At 43.3% G+C, this 15,727-nt stretch carries 14 protein-coding genes; 5 read left to right on the top strand and 9 right to left on the bottom strand.

Annotated features, from left to right (window positions below; genetic code table 11):
- Nucleotides 1-33: 33 nt before the first annotated feature.
- A complete protein-coding gene (locus CAG58_RS07120) occupies nt 34-1,347 on the bottom strand; it encodes an HdeD family acid-resistance protein (RefSeq protein ID WP_161429650.1) in 1,314 nt (437 codons plus the stop codon).
- Nucleotides 1,348-1,690: 343 nt separating this feature from the next.
- On the opposite strand from CAG58_RS07120, the gene CAG58_RS07115 reads away from it, so the two are divergent.
- Complete coding sequence (locus CAG58_RS07115; protein WP_161426361.1) at nt 1,691-2,605, top strand: VirK/YbjX family protein; 915 nt, start codon at nt 1,691-1,693, stop codon at nt 2,603-2,605.
- A 211-nt stretch (nt 2,606-2,816) separates the two neighbouring features.
- Here the strand turns inward: CAG58_RS07115 and CAG58_RS07110 are convergent, their stop codons facing one another.
- Entirely contained in the window at nt 2,817-3,047 is a 231-nt protein-coding gene (locus CAG58_RS07110) for a VF530 family DNA-binding protein (RefSeq protein WP_083797782.1), read from the bottom strand.
- 257 nt (nt 3,048-3,304) lie between these two features.
- On the opposite strand from CAG58_RS07110, the gene CAG58_RS07105 reads away from it, so the two are divergent.
- The 3 genes from CAG58_RS07105 to CAG58_RS07095 all read left to right on the top strand — a co-directional run bounded on the left by CAG58_RS07105 (nt 3,305) and on the right by CAG58_RS07095 (nt 6,158).
- Nucleotides 3,305-4,486, top strand: coding sequence for a YbfB/YjiJ family MFS transporter (locus CAG58_RS07105; protein ID WP_161426360.1), 1,182 nt, complete (start codon nt 3,305-3,307; stop codon nt 4,484-4,486).
- Nucleotides 4,480-5,064 carry a glutathione S-transferase family protein gene (locus CAG58_RS07100; protein ID WP_161426359.1) on the top strand — a complete coding sequence of 195 codons (585 nt, stop codon included), beginning with the start codon at nt 4,480-4,482 and terminating at the stop codon, nt 5,062-5,064. Before CAG58_RS07105 ends, CAG58_RS07100 begins: the two co-directional genes overlap by 7 nt.
- Before the next feature lie 80 nt (nt 5,065-5,144).
- Nucleotides 5,145-6,158, top strand: coding sequence for a lipoate--protein ligase (locus tag CAG58_RS07095; protein ID WP_161426358.1), 1,014 nt, complete (start codon nt 5,145-5,147; stop codon nt 6,156-6,158).
- A 58-nt stretch (nt 6,159-6,216) separates the two neighbouring features.
- Here CAG58_RS07095 and CAG58_RS07090 read toward each other — a convergent pair whose 3' ends face one another.
- Together CAG58_RS07090 and CAG58_RS07085 are read right to left on the bottom strand one after the other, a co-directional pair.
- Nucleotides 6,217-6,894, bottom strand: a complete 678-nt coding sequence (locus CAG58_RS07090) for a response regulator transcription factor (protein ID WP_161426357.1) — start codon at nt 6,892-6,894, stop codon at nt 6,217-6,219.
- A gap of 1 nt (nt 6,895) precedes the next feature.
- Nucleotides 6,896-8,485: an ATP-binding protein gene (locus CAG58_RS07085; protein WP_161426356.1), complete on the bottom strand. Its 1,590-nt coding sequence runs from the start codon at nt 8,483-8,485 to the stop codon at nt 6,896-6,898.
- A 161-nt stretch (nt 8,486-8,646) separates the two neighbouring features.
- Between CAG58_RS07085 and CAG58_RS07080 the strand changes: the two genes are divergently transcribed.
- Nucleotides 8,647-9,213, top strand: coding sequence for a phosphoribosyl-AMP cyclohydrolase (locus tag CAG58_RS07080; protein ID WP_040905221.1), 567 nt, complete (start codon nt 8,647-8,649; stop codon nt 9,211-9,213).
- Nucleotides 9,214-9,292: 79 nt separating this feature from the next.
- Here CAG58_RS07080 and CAG58_RS07075 read toward each other — a convergent pair whose 3' ends face one another.
- The 5 genes from CAG58_RS07075 to CAG58_RS07055 form a co-directional block, all read right to left on the bottom strand.
- Nucleotides 9,293-10,060 carry a potassium channel family protein gene (locus CAG58_RS07075; RefSeq protein ID WP_161426355.1) on the bottom strand — a complete coding sequence of 256 codons (768 nt, stop codon included), beginning with the start codon at nt 10,058-10,060 and terminating at the stop codon, nt 9,293-9,295.
- A gap of 45 nt (nt 10,061-10,105) precedes the next feature.
- Nucleotides 10,106-11,041, bottom strand: a complete 936-nt coding sequence (locus CAG58_RS07070; protein ID WP_161426362.1) for a Gfo/Idh/MocA family oxidoreductase — start codon at nt 11,039-11,041, stop codon at nt 10,106-10,108.
- A 151-nt stretch (nt 11,042-11,192) separates the two neighbouring features.
- Nucleotides 11,193-11,723, bottom strand: coding sequence for an MltR family transcriptional regulator (locus CAG58_RS07065; RefSeq protein ID WP_161426354.1), 531 nt, complete (start codon nt 11,721-11,723; stop codon nt 11,193-11,195).
- A gap of 59 nt (nt 11,724-11,782) precedes the next feature.
- Complete coding sequence (locus tag CAG58_RS07060) at nt 11,783-12,931, bottom strand: mannitol-1-phosphate 5-dehydrogenase (protein WP_161426353.1); 1,149 nt, start codon at nt 12,929-12,931, stop codon at nt 11,783-11,785.
- A gap of 98 nt (nt 12,932-13,029) precedes the next feature.
- Nucleotides 13,030-14,979, bottom strand: coding sequence for a PTS mannitol transporter subunit IICBA (locus CAG58_RS07055; protein ID WP_161426352.1), 1,950 nt, complete (start codon nt 14,977-14,979; stop codon nt 13,030-13,032).
- Nucleotides 14,980-15,727 lie beyond the last annotated feature (748 nt).

Raw genomic sequence — 15,727 nt, 5'->3', positions numbered from 1 at the left:
CCTGTCTAAATTAATAAAAATAATGAATAGAATTTATTTTGTGGATGAATTTAAATTTAGTTTCCTCATTTTCCACAAGCTGCGTTTATACCACGGAACCGTCGTTGCGTGAACCATACGATGTAGTGCGCGAGAATAATCCATGACCAAGCCCGGAGTCCATGCCATCATTAACGCTCGTCTTCTTATTTGTGCGGCGATCCATAACTCTGGAGTACACATTAATTTTAATAGAGATAAGAAACTCTGATCTGGCCGAGCTAGAATACCTTCTAAGGCCGCTTCTAAAGCATAAGCAACCGTACTAGAGCAATTCTGATGCGTTATATTATAAATCGGATATTGACGATAACTTTCCCAAAAATTTAGCAAAGCATCGCGATTATAATGTTCAAACATAATCTTTTGATCGGATTCACACCAGTCTGCAGCTTCAGTTTGATAGTCTGATAAAAACCGTCCAGGTACATTATTATCTGGCGTTGCTCTTAATAAGCGAAAAAAGTCAGCTGCTTTGCGATCGATATCTTCCTCTGGGTATAAGCTTACATAAAGCTCAGAGGGTAACTCTAATGAGGCGTGACCGGTCGAAATAGTACCATTTTTATCAACTGCAGCAATATAACGATTAATAATTGGACGTGGTAAAGGAGGCGTACTTGCTGAACCGACAGGTGTCCAAATATGAATAGTTAAAGGCTGTTGGAGAGATTGAGTGGCTCGATGTGATACCTTCGATACGGTGTTCTGTTTGATAGAGTCGAGAGATAACTTAGGGTTGATAATCTGAAATATGGTTAATCCTTTTTCTATATAACGAGATCGAGTAGCAATCGATAAAGCACTTACGCCAGTCCCAATCATAATTAAGCCGATAAAAAAAGATAGTGTCGATTGATGATGAGTTAAAATAAAAAATGAAAACAACATTTGGAATATTCCCCATGCAAGAGTAATTTTCCATCGATAGAATCGGACGATCCAAGCAGAAGCCATAGCAAAGGATCCGGTAATAAAATAAGCGAGAACAAAAATCGCTGAGATAATTTCGTTACTGTATCCATTATTCATTAATAAAATATAGGAGAAAAATAAAAAAACAATTCCCTTACATAATAGTAAGTGGTTTTTATTTTTTATGCTGCATAGAGCAATGCTTAAGGTCATTAAGCTTTCAAATAATAAAATAAGACCAAAGGTATTTTTAGGGAATAATAGCTGTTGATTCAATCCATCAAAAAAGATAAAGGCACCAGTCATTACCCACAGAATTCCGAAAAGCCATAGGTAAAGTGAGTGTTTTTTAACAAAGTCGGAACCTAAAAGTAGTAAAGCAATCTGTAACATGTTGAGCCTATTCTTATTCTTTAACTACAGAGATGAAATGAAGATAAAAATATCTTATGAATGGAGTCTACCTAAAACCTGAACCAATGACTGTCTGCATATGTCACCTTCTGTCTTGGTGATTTTGATTAATATGAGGATTGGGTCATTTTCCGTCTTTTTGATGGTTTTTTATTGGGGGATTATTTTTAAGCTATTGTATAATAAGGATTATTTATCCATACAATCCCATACATTAGTTACCGAGTATGAAGCAATAAAACGCTGTATAATTGTGCTCTATGTCTATTTACTCTGGTGAGTGATTTATCCCACCACTGACGAAGTGTGAGTAATCAATACTATGTTGACTAATATCCAAAGCGATCTACCCGAATGGGCAGCAAAGATTTATCCAGAGAGCAAAGGCTGGGATCGTATTCGTAAGAACTGGCGTTTTCGTTTGTGGGCGTTGCTGCATCCCCAAGCTGTGCGGCGGATGTTATCACTGGTTGAGCAGCCTATTCTCGCTAAGGTGCTGAATGACAATCCACAGCTATTAGAAAGACCACTTAAACCCTACCTCTGTGTTGATTTATCGCTAATGCAAAGAGTGGAGTTCCTTGAGCAGCATTTTTTATTTGTCGCTGAGCGTTTTGGTGAGCGTTGTACGGAGATCATGTCTGATCAAGGTGTGAGCTTATTATCTATCGAAGATAAAAATGGCGAAGCCTATGATATCCGTTTAAACCGAGGAGCCAGTCGTGAGGGATCGATTGGTTTAAGCTTAGTGAATCAAGCGGGGACTACGATTTATTCGATTAGCTTTCATTTTTCTGATCACGGTAAAACGGTGTATATTGGAGCTTTGCAAGGTCCAAGTGAAAAGATTGAAAATCGTCAGCAAATCATTAAAGATTTAACGCGTACAGTTCACGGCTTACGGACGAAAGCATTAATGGTTGAGTTAGCCTTATTAGTATCTCGTCAGTTGGGTGTTGAGCGCTGTTATGCGATTTCTAATCGCGGCCATATTTACCAAGCGCTGCGTTATATTGGTTCTAAGCGTAATAAAGTCAGTTTTGATTATGATGAGCTATGGACAGAATATGAGGCAGAGAAAATCAGTCGTTATAGGTATCGCGTTGCGATGATGCCAGTACGTAAAGAGATCGAGACCTTAAACCGTAATAAACGTCGCCTGTATACCAAACGTTATCAATGGTTAGATGAGTTAGAGTTAGCTATTGGTGAGCGACTTAAGCAATTGAGCTGTTAATTATTCAAATTGTACAACAATATCCTTTCATAATGTCACGTCTATAGTAGATAAAGGGCTGCTCAGCCCTTTATTTAATCTATCCCCTTCCTATTTGAAGCTGCAGCGGTATTGGCTACGTTCGTTCACCCAATCACATAGCCTATCTATGTGCATGGGGACTCACTCACTTGTCGCCTGCCTGCAACTCCAAGTTGTTTGGGTATATGGTTTAATGAAAGGTCTCAATATAGAGATTTTCCACCTTACTTCTTGCCCATTCTGTACGACGTAAAAACTTCAAGGAAGATTTGATTGACGGATCGCTTTTAAAACAGTTTAGGCTAATTCGTTGCGCTAATCCTTGCCAGCCATAATGTTCTACCAATTGAGTCAGAATTTTTTCTAAGGTTAGGCCGTGTAAAGGATTATGCGGCTGCGCATGCGGATCGTTTGTGTGCATAAAAATAGCATAAGTGATGATTGAGCTGCCAAGTATAGCGTGCTTAGTAATAAATGTGCAGTAGGGCAGATCTTTGCATCATCAAGATGCCAATTTGTTGGTTATTTGTTAGCTTATGGTTTCTTTTTGTGGTTGCTTTCTACTTATGGCGTTTAGCATAGATTATATCGAACCATCATTGCTGACCGGCCAAATCAACTCATGAGTCAAGGAATCGATGAGCAGAGTGAACATTAAATGGCTGAATGAGCTTTAATATGCGATCAACGAATACCTTATTAGTATTGATGGTTGGTATGAGTTCGACGCTGATTGGCATCGGCTTATCTCGCTTTGCATTTACCCCTTTAATACCGATGTTATCGAGCGAGGGGTGGTTTTCGGTCGTTGAGACCAGTTACCTCGGTAGCTTGAATTTACTGGGCTATTTGATTGGAGCCTTGAGTGCTCATCGTTTAGCGCAGCAGGTCGGAGATCGCTTATTATTGACCGTTGCTGCTTTGGTGGTCAGTGTTAGTTATTTTGTCTGTTTTTTGCCTATCCACTATCTGTGGGTTGCTGGTTGGCGTGTTCTTGCTGGTGTTGCTGGTGGACATTTAATGGTCATTGGCCCAGCATTCGCTTTGCTGCATAGCCATAAAAATTATCGCAATGCGGTTATGACTATGATCTTCATGGGCATAGGTTTAGGTGTAGTACTTTCTTCTGCGATTATCCCGCTCCTACTTCGTTTTAGTCTTTCGATAATCTGGTTAGCTATCGGTAGTCTCTCTTTGTGTATTAGTGCTGTGATGATATTCGGCTTACGGCAACTGCCTGCTATATCTCACTCATCTTTATCCTCGGAACCTTCATCGTCTTTTGCCATTGGTGCTGTTTGGTTAGTGATTGCGGCTTATGCGCTTGATGCCGCAGGTTTTATTCCGCACACCATTTTTTGGGTTGATTATTTGGTTCGTGAGCGGAACTTCACGCAACCACAAGCGTTATGGTTGTGGTTTGCGTTTGGCGGTGGCTGTCTTAGCGGGCCATTGATTGCCAAATGGTTGGTATCGCAATTATCTTGGCACAGAGCGCTCTGGGTTGCTTACGCACTCAAAGCGTTCGCCATTCTTTTGCCAGTGCTGACCGCGATGCCAGTGTTACTGTTTTGTTCAGCTTTCATCGTCGGAGCATTGACACCAGGTATTGTCGCGTTAACCGCAGGCCGAATTGCTGAGTTAGTTGGCACGACACGACATCAATATTATTGGGGTAGGGCAACGGCTGGTTTTGCTTTATTACAAGCATTATCGGGTTGGGGCATGTCCTTTTATTATCAGAAAGTAGGTGAGTACGCCCCGCTATTTATCACGGCGGCACTATTGATGTTATTCGCTTTGCTCTGTATTTCGGCAAGTCCATTTTTTCGATCAAAATCGGTGAAACAGTCATGTTAACGCTTTATTTAAATGCCACTTCCCCTTATGCGCGGTTAGTGCGCATTTGTGCACTAGAAAAACAAATTCCGTTAAATTTAGCCATGGTCGATCCGTGGGGTTCACCGGATACACTTTTGCAGGTTAACCCAGCGGCAAAAGTTCCCGTGTTAATCACGGACGCAGGTGTTGCCTTGAGTGAAACCTTACTTATCCTGCAATACTTGGATATTCACTCTCCTTGTGCGCCGAGAATGGATGATGATGAGCAAGTGATGCAATGGTTAGGTCTAGGTCAAGCATTAATGGATAGCGCTTTTCAGACGGTGATCGCCAATAAATATGGTGAGCCCGATGGAGGTGAATTGGCTTTGCGTCGTCAGCATGCCATACAGAGAATGTTGACTCAGCTTGAAAGTCAATGCTTACCGTTTGCTAACAAACCATTCACCACTGCCCATTGTTCGATTGCAGTAGGATTAGCTTATCTCGATTTTCGTTTGAGTAAGCTGAATTGGCAACGCTCTTATCCACAGTTAGCAAGCTGGTACGCACAAATCACACAGCGCCACAGTTTTCAACAAACTCAATTTTCCTAGTGAGCCCACGGATTTCTGCTCGCTATCTTGAGTCATGCTCAGTACGATAACGGTTTGTTCAATATCAATGCGAAGTAGACATGACTCGTACCCGTATTCTTATTTCTGAATCAACCAATCCTTGGTTTAACTTAGCGGTTGAAGATACGATTTTCCGCTCGATGCCCGCCGATCAGCGTATCCTGTTTTTGTGGCGCAATGCCGATACTGTCGTTATTGGACGAGCGCAAAATCCATGGCGAGAGTGCCGAACTGAGCGCATGGAACACGATGGAGTGAAACTGGCGCGCCGACAGACGGGTGGTGGCGCGGTTTTTCATGATTTGGGCAATACTAATTTTACTTTTATGGCGGGCAAACCTGAGTACGATAAACAGGTGTCGACGCAGATTGTATTAGCGGGATTGCAAAAGCTGGGTATTCACGGCGTGGCCAATGGACGTAATGATTTGGTGCTGCAAGATGAAGACGGGGTGCGCAAGTTCTCTGGCTCAGCTTATCGAGAAACGCTTGATCGCGGCTTTCATCACGGCACTTTACTCTTGAGTGCGGACATGAGCCGCTTAGCGGATTACCTTAACCCTGATCCCAAAAAACTGCAGGCGAAAGGGATTACTTCGGTTAAGTCTCGTGTGATTAACCTTAATAGCGTTAAAGCGGATATTGACCACCAGCAAGTATGCGATGCGATCATCCACGCTTATTTACAGCATTACCAACAAGATGCCCAAGTTGAGTACATTTCTCCTGAACAGTTTACTGATTTGCCTGGTTTTGAAGACAAGTTTTCGAAACAAAGCAGTTGGGATTGGAACTTTGGCCAAACCCCTCCTTTTACTCATCATTTGGATGAGCGTTTTACATGGGGAGGAGTAGAAATCTTTCTCGATGTTGAGCAAGGGGTCATTCAGCAAGCGACGATTTTCAGTGATATGCTCGATCCTTACCCGATGGAGCTATTAGCCCAAAAAATGACTCATATACCCTATGATCGCTGTGCTATTGCTTTGTGCATTGAGCAATTAGCACAGCAACACTCAGAGTATGCAAAGGAGCTGAAAGAGTTGTCAGCATGGATAATGACCGCTTGTTGAGTATTGACTGAGTGAGCCATCCTCTCTTATGCCAAAACCAAACATAGCCAAGCCACACTTACTGATCGGCTTGTAGATAATAACCCATGCCGCGTTTGGTTTTGAGCAGCGGGGCGGTGAAAGGGTCGTCAATTTTTTTGCGTAATCGGCGCATGTAAACATCGACCACATTGGTTAATGGATCTTGATGCATTCCCCAAACGTTAGCCAGAATTCGCTCGCGACTAAAAATATGCCCAGGTTTATTCATCAATAATTCCAAAATTGACAGCTCTTTGGCGGTCAACTCAATGGGTTGATTGTCTCGTGTGACCTGCATTGTTGGCAAACAGAGCACTAAATCTGCGACTTGTAGTGTGGGTAATGGACTGGATTCAGAGTGACGTCGCTGTAGAGCATCTAAACGAGCCAGTAACTCTTCAAAATGGAATGGCTTAGCAAGATAATCGTCTGCGCCGGTACGCAAGCCTTTGACTCGTTCATCGACATCGCCTAGGGCAGAGAGCATTAAGATGCGGACATCAATGCTTGCCGAGCGAATTTGTTGGCAGATGGTCAGTCCATCACAATGAGGTAGCATGCGATCTAAAATCAGCAGATCAGGTTCATAGCTGATGACCGTTTCTACTGCGTATTGGCCATCATTCAGGTGTTGGATCTGATGACCTTCTGCTTTTAAGCCTCGTTCGATAAAACTTGCGATTCTAGGATCATCTTCAATTAATAAAATGCGCATCCTAAACCTCTTCCAGTGGAAAACTAAGGGTCACTTGGCTACCTTGATTAAGCTGGCTAGCGATCTTGATCTCGCCATTTAATTGTTTAGCCATGCTCTGAGCTAAGGTTAAGCCTATACCGAGTCCGTCAGGACGATATTGTTTACCATTGTTAGCGCGAAAATAGCGTTCAAAAATACGCTCAAGGTCATCGCTAGCGATTCCAATACCTTGATCGCTGAGCTGAAACAATACTTGGTTGGGTTCGAGCATTAACGTTAGTGTAAGTGGCTGTTTTTTCGGGTCATAACGTAATGCATTATCAACAATAATACGGATAATCATTAATAGTTTATCTAAGTCGGTATAGCAAATCAGAGCCTGCCAATTGGTTTGTGCTGGATGAGTCGACTCAACGATAACCTGTTGCGAGTTGGCGAGTAAGTTCGCTTGCCGCCCAACCGCTTGCCAAATGGTCTCAAGTGTCATCGCGGTGAGAGTCGGCTGAAATAATTGTTCATCTTGGCGGATCAGCATTAATAGATCATCAATTCGGTAAGATAAATGCGTCGCTGACTCGTTAATACGTTGTAAAGTTTGCCGATACTCGTCATCACTATTGTGACGACTGCGTAGGGTGATTTGCGCTTCGCCTAAAATCGCTGTCGCAGGGGTACGTAGCTCGTGGCTGACGTTGGCAAAAAACTCCTTTTGCTGATGTTTGGCTTTTTCTAGGGTTTGCAGTGCTTGAGCGAGCTCTTGGGTGCGTGCGGTCACTTCTTTTTCAATCAGCTGGCGCGAAGCCATTTCCTGTTGCTGAGCTTGCTCTAGGCTTTGTGCCATATAGTTGAAGTGGCGAGCGAGGGTTTTTAGCTCATAAGGGCCACTGATGGCGATTCGGTGATCCAGTTGACCTTGCTCTAACGCGGTAGTGCTTTTGACCAATTCAGCCAGCGGTTTTGATAAGGTCCTTAGCAGCCAGCCACCGAGTAATCCACCTAAAATCACGCCAATCACGGCGAGACTGATGATCACGCTTCTCACGTTCGATAACGCGCTCATCGCTGCACTTTCATAACGAGCAGTACGCTGTTGTTGCACACTGATCGCTTGATTGAGTAACTGGCGAAGATCGGTGTTATCTACTTGATCAAAGGATTGGCTAAGTAGCAGCCAGCGTTCATCATCATCGGTGATTTTAGCGATTTCCCATGAGCGTAGCGCCTGTTTTAAACTGGCGAAGTTGGTTTCAAATAAAGAGATGACTTTAATTTGCTGAGTGATCTCCGCAAAGTCTTGCTGAGTTAAACTCTGTTGCTGGGCTTGTTCGGTGAGCTGATTGAGCTTTTCCAGTAAATCTTCAATTTTGGCAAAGCGTAGGTCGCGTTTTAAGGTACTGCCATCTTTTATCAATAGATATTCGGCAAGCCAGATCTTCAATTGTTGTTTTTCGGTACTCAGTTGCATGAAGTTTTGCAAAATTTGGCTAGAAATTTGTCCACGCTGAATATGCTCATTAGCGACCTGATTTGACCAATAAGCCGCTCCTGCCTGAGCCAAAATCAGCGACAGTAAAAGTGCCAATACAAACGATAATTGATAGCGAAACACAGCCATTTCCTCACAGCATAGCGTCAATAACTGCAGAGTAAGCGATTTATGCACTCACGGTAAACCATGTTCATCTTAGGTTAATCTTCGCGCAGGGTTTAGGTTCATTGAAGCGCGTTACAGTAGTCACTCAAATTACCTAAACCAGTAAGGCAGAGACTATGCAACGCATCCATAAAACACTTTCTATTTCAGCACTATTATTATCCAGCGTGTTACCGTGGGCAGCTCAGGCTTCTTCGCCGGTTGTGAATAATAATATTACTCATCAAGAAGTGCTCAATGCTCAACAGGCATGGGGCGAGGCATTAATCAATATCAGCCAAACGTATGAAAAACAAGGCCATGCGGCGGCAAAAACGTTAGCCAGCCAAGTGTTGGATCAAGCTTATGGTTACCAACAAGGCGCGGTACTTTTCAAACCGACGCTCGCCAGTGGTCAGCAAACGTTTCGTACCGATGTGGCTGGAGCGTTAGCCTATTTTGTCGGTGGTAATAGTGATTATGCGCAAGACTCTGGTTTTGCTTTAAAAGGTTGGAAGGAATACCGTTTTGAGAATGCTGCGGTTTATATTAATGGTGATTTAGCCTTGACCATGGGCAATGTCATATTGGTTGATAAGCAAGGGCAAACCACGATGGTGGATAAAAGCTGGGCCTTTAAGAAAGATGAGCAAGGTCAACTTCGCATCGTCTTGCACCACTCTTCTTTACCTTATCAACCTTAAGGCTTAATACCGTTAAGCTTCGATACAGAGCCGGTGGCGATGCGACCGGCTTTTTCTATCTGAGCGATTGAATACACTATTATCGGTGTTTAGTATGACTATGATGCAGATGATGTTTGTCCTTTAACTGCTGACGAAACCGAGCGAGATGAAATTGGGAGCGAGGTTGCTGACCGCATTTTCTATGACTATGTTGATGCTGTGAATCTAGGCGCTGTTGGTGATTATCATCGACAAAGAAAGAGGCTACGCTCGCGGTTAATAAACCAAAGAGGGTGATGCCCGTTAACATGAGAAACACCGCAACGCCGCGGCCAAAAGCGGTCACTGGATACATATCGCCATAGCCTACGGTGGTAATGGTGGTCATTGCCCACCAAAGTGCATCACTATAATCTTCAATTGGACTGTCGCTGCCTCTCTCCACCAAATAGACAAACGCTGAACTTAACATCACGGTTAATAAGCTGGTTAAGCCAATAAAACTGAGGGTTTTTTGCCGTAAGACCGCTTTGGTTTGCCGCCAGGTTCTCGGTAAAATAAACAGAATACGTATAAAACGTAATGGTCTTAGGAATGGCATCGCAACAATCAAGACATCAGGCCAATTTTGCATTAAATAGCGGCCACGCTGTTGGCTGAGCAAAATTTTAATGGCTAATTCAGTGGCGAAAACGCCCCACACTAACCAAATCAATTGATTAATAAAGTGGCGTTCTTCTTGGTCTAGCTGAGCGACATCGGGTATTAAAGCCAATAGTACATAAATGAGCGATAAGATAAGCATTGGCACTTCGGTTTTGCTCTCGAAGGCGGCCAGTAATTTTGCGCGTTGTTTCAGGTTCATAATTCTAATGTCATTGTGCGTGGTTTGATAAAAGGTTGTCTGCGTTTAGATGCTATCGGTTAATTGAGTGATACGCGCGCAGAGTGCTTCGGCTAATTGGTGGCTAGCGAGGTTGCGCTCAATGATTGAGTGGGCGAGCTTTCCTTGTTGTATCACCCTGAGCCATTCATCGATCATCGCGCTAAATCCTTTGTTGGTCAGCATCGGTGTCCAATCTGGCGAAGCCAGTCGTTGCGGCTGATTATTATGCCAGTGTATGCCTTCAGAAAAAGAGTGAAACTGATAACTTTGATTAACGAACTGCGCACTGACAGATTCACTCGTAATACCACATTGTCGATTCATTGAAGCATGCAACAAAGTGGCTCCATGTTGCCATTGAATATCGATACGCGCTAACTGTTTGCCGGCCATTTGATGGGTGATGTAAGCGTCTTGCAAATCAGCTTTAGCGTAGAGATTGATGCTATCTAATGGATGGATGAAGTCATCAAACAAGAAGGTACGAATATCACCAGGTAAGGCATGGCGATTTTTCTCCCAGCGTAAGCCGAGTAAGTCGTCTCGTAAGCCTTGCTGTACTCCGACCAAATGTTGATTTAATAGAGGAAGATGGCGACGATTAAACCCGACATAAAGCGGTTGTTGGTACTGTTCAGCTAATGCGTACAATTGTTCGCAATCAGCCGCGCTGTTTGCTAATGGTTTATCGACAAATGTGGCGATGCCATGACGTAAGAAAAAAGCCGCAATCTCAGGATGAGCGGCCGTTGCCGCGTGGATCATCACGGCATCGACTTGGAATTTGAGCAGATCTTGATACTGGGTACAGGTTTTAGTGATCCGATATTGAGCGGCTAAATGCGCAAGAATGTGCTGATTTCGAGTGCAAAAGACCAGTTCAACCTCGGGACGTTGAGTTATCACGGGTAAGTAAGCTTTTTGGGCGATATCCCCCAAGCCAATAATGCCTATTTTGATCATCGTTATCTAAACTGGTTCGCTTCACAATGAGATCAAGACTAACACTTGCTCTAAAAATCGGTAAGTGTATTGCCGAGAAATTGGGAAGACGATCTTTGTCATTCCTAAGATAAATCCGAGAACGAGTCATACAATAGGCCATAATGATTTAGAACGGGCTCTCTTTATTGAGTTCATTACAAACCTCAATAATCGCTAAGGAAAGTCCAGAGCGGATCACTTGCTGTTGGCGCTGTAGTTGTAAGTGATAAAAGTCGATATCGATGTCGCCATCAGGATCAACCATCGTCACGGGTAACAACCCTCTGTTTTGGACAAGATTTAATGCTTTTATGGCGTGAATCACTTTGGGATCGGTAAAGCTGTACTCCATGGCATCACTATTCAATTGATTACGCAGTTTGATGATGGCTTCGATATCATGATAAGTGTCGTCGGTCACCACGCCTAGGCCGTATAAGAGCTTTAACCGAACAGAAAGGTTACCAAGTGGTCCAGTGTCGTCTAATAATGGTCCAACAACCGATTGCACCGCAAAATTATCCTTTCGAAAAATACGCTGCATCAGTGCATCAACCGCTTGGGTTAATATGTCAACGGTTGTGATAAAAAAGCCACGCACAGAGGGGGCGTTGTTCAGTTGTTCTAAAATATCGATTTCGTCAATTTTCTGTGCCATATACTATCTAATTTAAGGTTGAGATGGGAAGGCGGTGTCCTTCCCATCTTAGTGTCACGTTAAAGCTGATGATAAATTGCTTCAATTTTTTGTACTTCGACACTGTTTTCTTTTAAGCCTGAATAATGTGCCAGCGTTTTTGGGATCCCGCGTTCTTTGAGTGAAGCTTGCAATTCAATGGATTGCGGATCGTTAAGGTTGGTATATTTTAGGGCGGCGGCAATCCCTTTCAGTAAGGTTGTATTGTCTGTGCCGTACTCTATTGTACCGAGTAATGGTTTGATTAATCTATCATTCGGCCCTAATTTTCGTAGAGGTTGGCGTCCAACGCGATCCACTTCATCGACTAAGTAAGGATTTGCAAAACGCGATAAGATTTTTTCGATGTACGCATGATGCATTGTGCGATCAAACCCATAACGCTGGATGAGCACTTCGCCACTCTCTTGCATCGCTTGTTTTACTTCGGCGCGTATCTCTGGGTCTTCAATGGCTTGACGAATGGTATGGTGTCCTTTCAAACAGCCCAAGTAAGCAGTAATACAGTGTCCGGTATTGAGGGTAAACAGTTTCCTTTCGATAAAGGCCATCAGATTTTGGGTGGTTTCCATGCCCTTGATACAAGGAATTTCGCCTTTAAACTGCTGCTCATCGACAATCCATTCACTGAAGCTTTCAACCGTGACGTCAAGTGGATCATCGTTGGCGGCTTCGGCGGGAGGGACAATTCGATCGACGGCTGAGTCAACAAATCCAATATATTGTTCAGCTTTGGCTTGGAGATCAGAGGATAAATACTTAAACACCTCAGTTTTTAAGTGGCTAGTGCCTCGTACCATATTTTCACAAGCGATAATATTAAGAGGTTGTTGATTACCTGCCGCAAAACGCGCTTCAATCCCTTTGGCGATGGTTTTTGCAATCATATCCAATACGGCGGGGCCGACAGCCGTGGTGACTAAATCGGTGTTAATCATTCGTTCAATGAGCTCGTGGCTGGCGGAGTTAACGGCGGTTATCTTAGTAACGGTATCAATCTGACAGTCATGACCGACAATCTTAACTTTATAGTGTTGTTGATGACTAAGTTGATCCACTAAGGGTTCATTAACATCGGCGAATGTGACTTGAATGTGCGCATCGGCGAGTAGTTTTCCAATAAAACCACGGCCAATATTACCGGCACCAAAATGTACTGCATTTTTCATAATTCATTACCTACCAAATAGTGACTGACAAAGATTAGGGTGAGGTCAGCATAAATTACGGGGGATGCTGACCTCGTTTGCCTCAAGAGCAAAGGCAATTAGGCCGCTTGGGCATTGTTCAAAATTGCCAAGATCTCTTTGATGTTATTGGTCGAGGTCAGGGTGTTGATGGCCTCTGGATCATCAAGGGCATTGGTAATGGCAGTAATGACTTGAATATGGTCATCATTTTTGGCGGCGATGCCGATCACTAATTTAGCGATATCGTTTTCGTCGTCGCTAAATTGGACACCGGATGGGTACTGACAAATGACAATACCCGTTTTGATGACTCGATCTTTGGCTTCAATTGTGCCGTGAGGAACCGCGATCGATTCACCTAAGTAGGTCGAGACTAATTGTTCTCTCGCAAGCATCGCATCGACATATTCCGGGTGCACGTAGCCAAGTTCTACTAGCTTATTACCAGCAAAGCGAATGGCTTCCTCTTTATGGCTGGCGGTTAAACCCAGGTAGATATTGTCTTTCTGTAAGCTAAAGATGGAAGGTTGCTGAGGGTCAAAATACTCATCATTAGCGGCGACTAACGGTGTTTTAATGAGGCAACTGTCATTGGCTGCTTTGGGATGTGTGGCGGCCAGCAGTTGGATAACTAATTGGTTATACATGTTACTATCAAGAAAATTGGTGAGTGATAGATGTTGGGCATTCGGGGCGTGTTTACGCGCTCTGTCGGTGAGATCTTTATGGGTGATCACAATATCCACATCTTGTGGCAAGTTATTGATCGCCAGATTTGTGATGGTGACGTTTAAGCCTGCTGCTTGGGCTTTCTTACGCAATAAACTGGCCCCCATAGCGCTTGATCCCATCCCAGCATCACAGGCCACAATGATGCTTTTGACATGGTTTAGTTTGAGATCATGCTTAGCTTGCGACGGTTTAGCTTGTTCTGCTGTTGTGGATTTTAACGTGTTCATTTGCGCAGTAGCTTTGGCGAGTGAACCTTGATCGCCCTCTTCATCGGTTGAATGCTGAGCTTTCATGAGAATGGCAGCAACAATGAAGGAGACGGCCGCGGCGGCAAAAATAGAGCAGATCACACCAAGCATGGAGGCTTTATTGGTCATTAACAAAATGGCAAAAATAGAACCTGGTGAGGCAGGAGAGACAATGCCTGCATTGAATAGCGTTAAGGTAAAGATTCCAGTCATTCCTCCAGCAATCGCGGCTAAGATCAAGCGAGGATTCATCAGTATGTAAGGGAAGTAAATCTCATGAATACCCCCGAAAAAGTGAATAATCGTTGCCCCACCAGCGGTTTGACGAGCGGTTCCTTTACCAAACACCATATAGGCTAATAAGATACCTAATCCCGGTCCTGGGTTAGCCTCAATCAGGAAGAAAATGGATTGCCCTGTTTCGCTGGCTTGTTGAATGCCAAGTGGGGAGAAAATACCGTGATTAATGGCATTGTTAAGAAATAGAATTTTCGCAGGTTCGACGAAAATGGATGTTAATGGAAGTAGGTGTGCTGCGACCAAAAAGTTAACGCCAGCCGCTAAAACATCCGAGAGTACTTTGACAAAAGGGCCGATTAAATAAAAGGCGATGACGGCGCAGATCATACCGATAATACCAGCAGAGAAATTGTTCACTAACATTTCGAAGCCGCTTTTAATCTTGCCATCAACACGTTTGTCAAAGTATTTGATGGCCCAGCCGCCCATCGGTCCGACTATCATTGCGCCCATAAACATAGGAATGTCCGTACCGACGATAACCCCCATGGTGGTTATTGCTCCGACAACGGCACCTCGTTCACCACCGATTAACTTACCCCCGGTATAACCGATCAGCAGAGGCAGCAAGTAGGTGATCATCGGGCCAACTAAAGAAGCTAATGTTTCATTGGGTAACCAACCTGTAGGAATAAAAAGTGCGGTAATAAAGCCCCAAGCGATAAACGCACCAATATTGGGCATAACCATGTTTGATAAGAAACGGCCAAAATTTTGTATCTTGACCTTAGCATCTGGTGATAACATATCCGTTCCCCGTTCGATGTTCTAAAGAAGTAGTGTGATAACGGTTCGTCTAAAACCGTTGGTTGCTTAGTACCCAATCAATCTATCACACAATTTTACGTTAGAGCTGACAACGGGTTTTTTGTGATCTATCACGCTATAACTGTCTTTTAGCTGTGCTCATTACGTGATTCTCTTCACCATTTTGCTGTGTAATTAATTTACATCTTCTTTGTTTTTATTTTGTCAACTTATTTTAGTTGCGCCATGTATCAAATTGGGTGATTTCTGTTTGTCTCATATGGTGATCAATATCTCAATTAAGTAACAATGATTTATTCGTTTGAATAATTGTGTGATCTAAGTATCGTGCTGATTTTTGCCTATTATTAAAAAACTAAATAATTGACGATGTTTAAATGATTTCTGTAATTTAAGTACAGTTTGACGAAATGGTGTGAGGATGCATTATCAGAATATTCCTTCACCAATTGTTTTCTTATCTGATGTCACTGAGTGATGGAGAGGGGTAGTATCACCTGCCACCTTTGCATACAGTTACAGCGACATTCATTGGCTCTTTATCTATGCTTATGGTGGATGGATTCGTTTGATGTTGATTTGCAATCTCAAGTTGTTTCGGGATATCAGTGTCAGACAGAGAGGTAATTTATCGCTACTTATTATAAAAATAAAAAAGAGATCCATGTCAGAAGCTGCTTAACCTAGTATAGTCCAATCAAGCAAAACGTTTAGTCATTGCGGGTTA

Origin of the sequence: Vibrio sp. V31_P5A7T61 (assembly GCF_009904895.1) — a bacterium.
Classification (GTDB): Bacteria; Pseudomonadota; Gammaproteobacteria; order Enterobacterales; family Vibrionaceae; genus Vibrio; species Vibrio metschnikovii.
The sequence above is the reverse complement of the archived record's forward strand: the minus strand, read 5'-3'. Positions and strand labels throughout refer to the sequence as shown.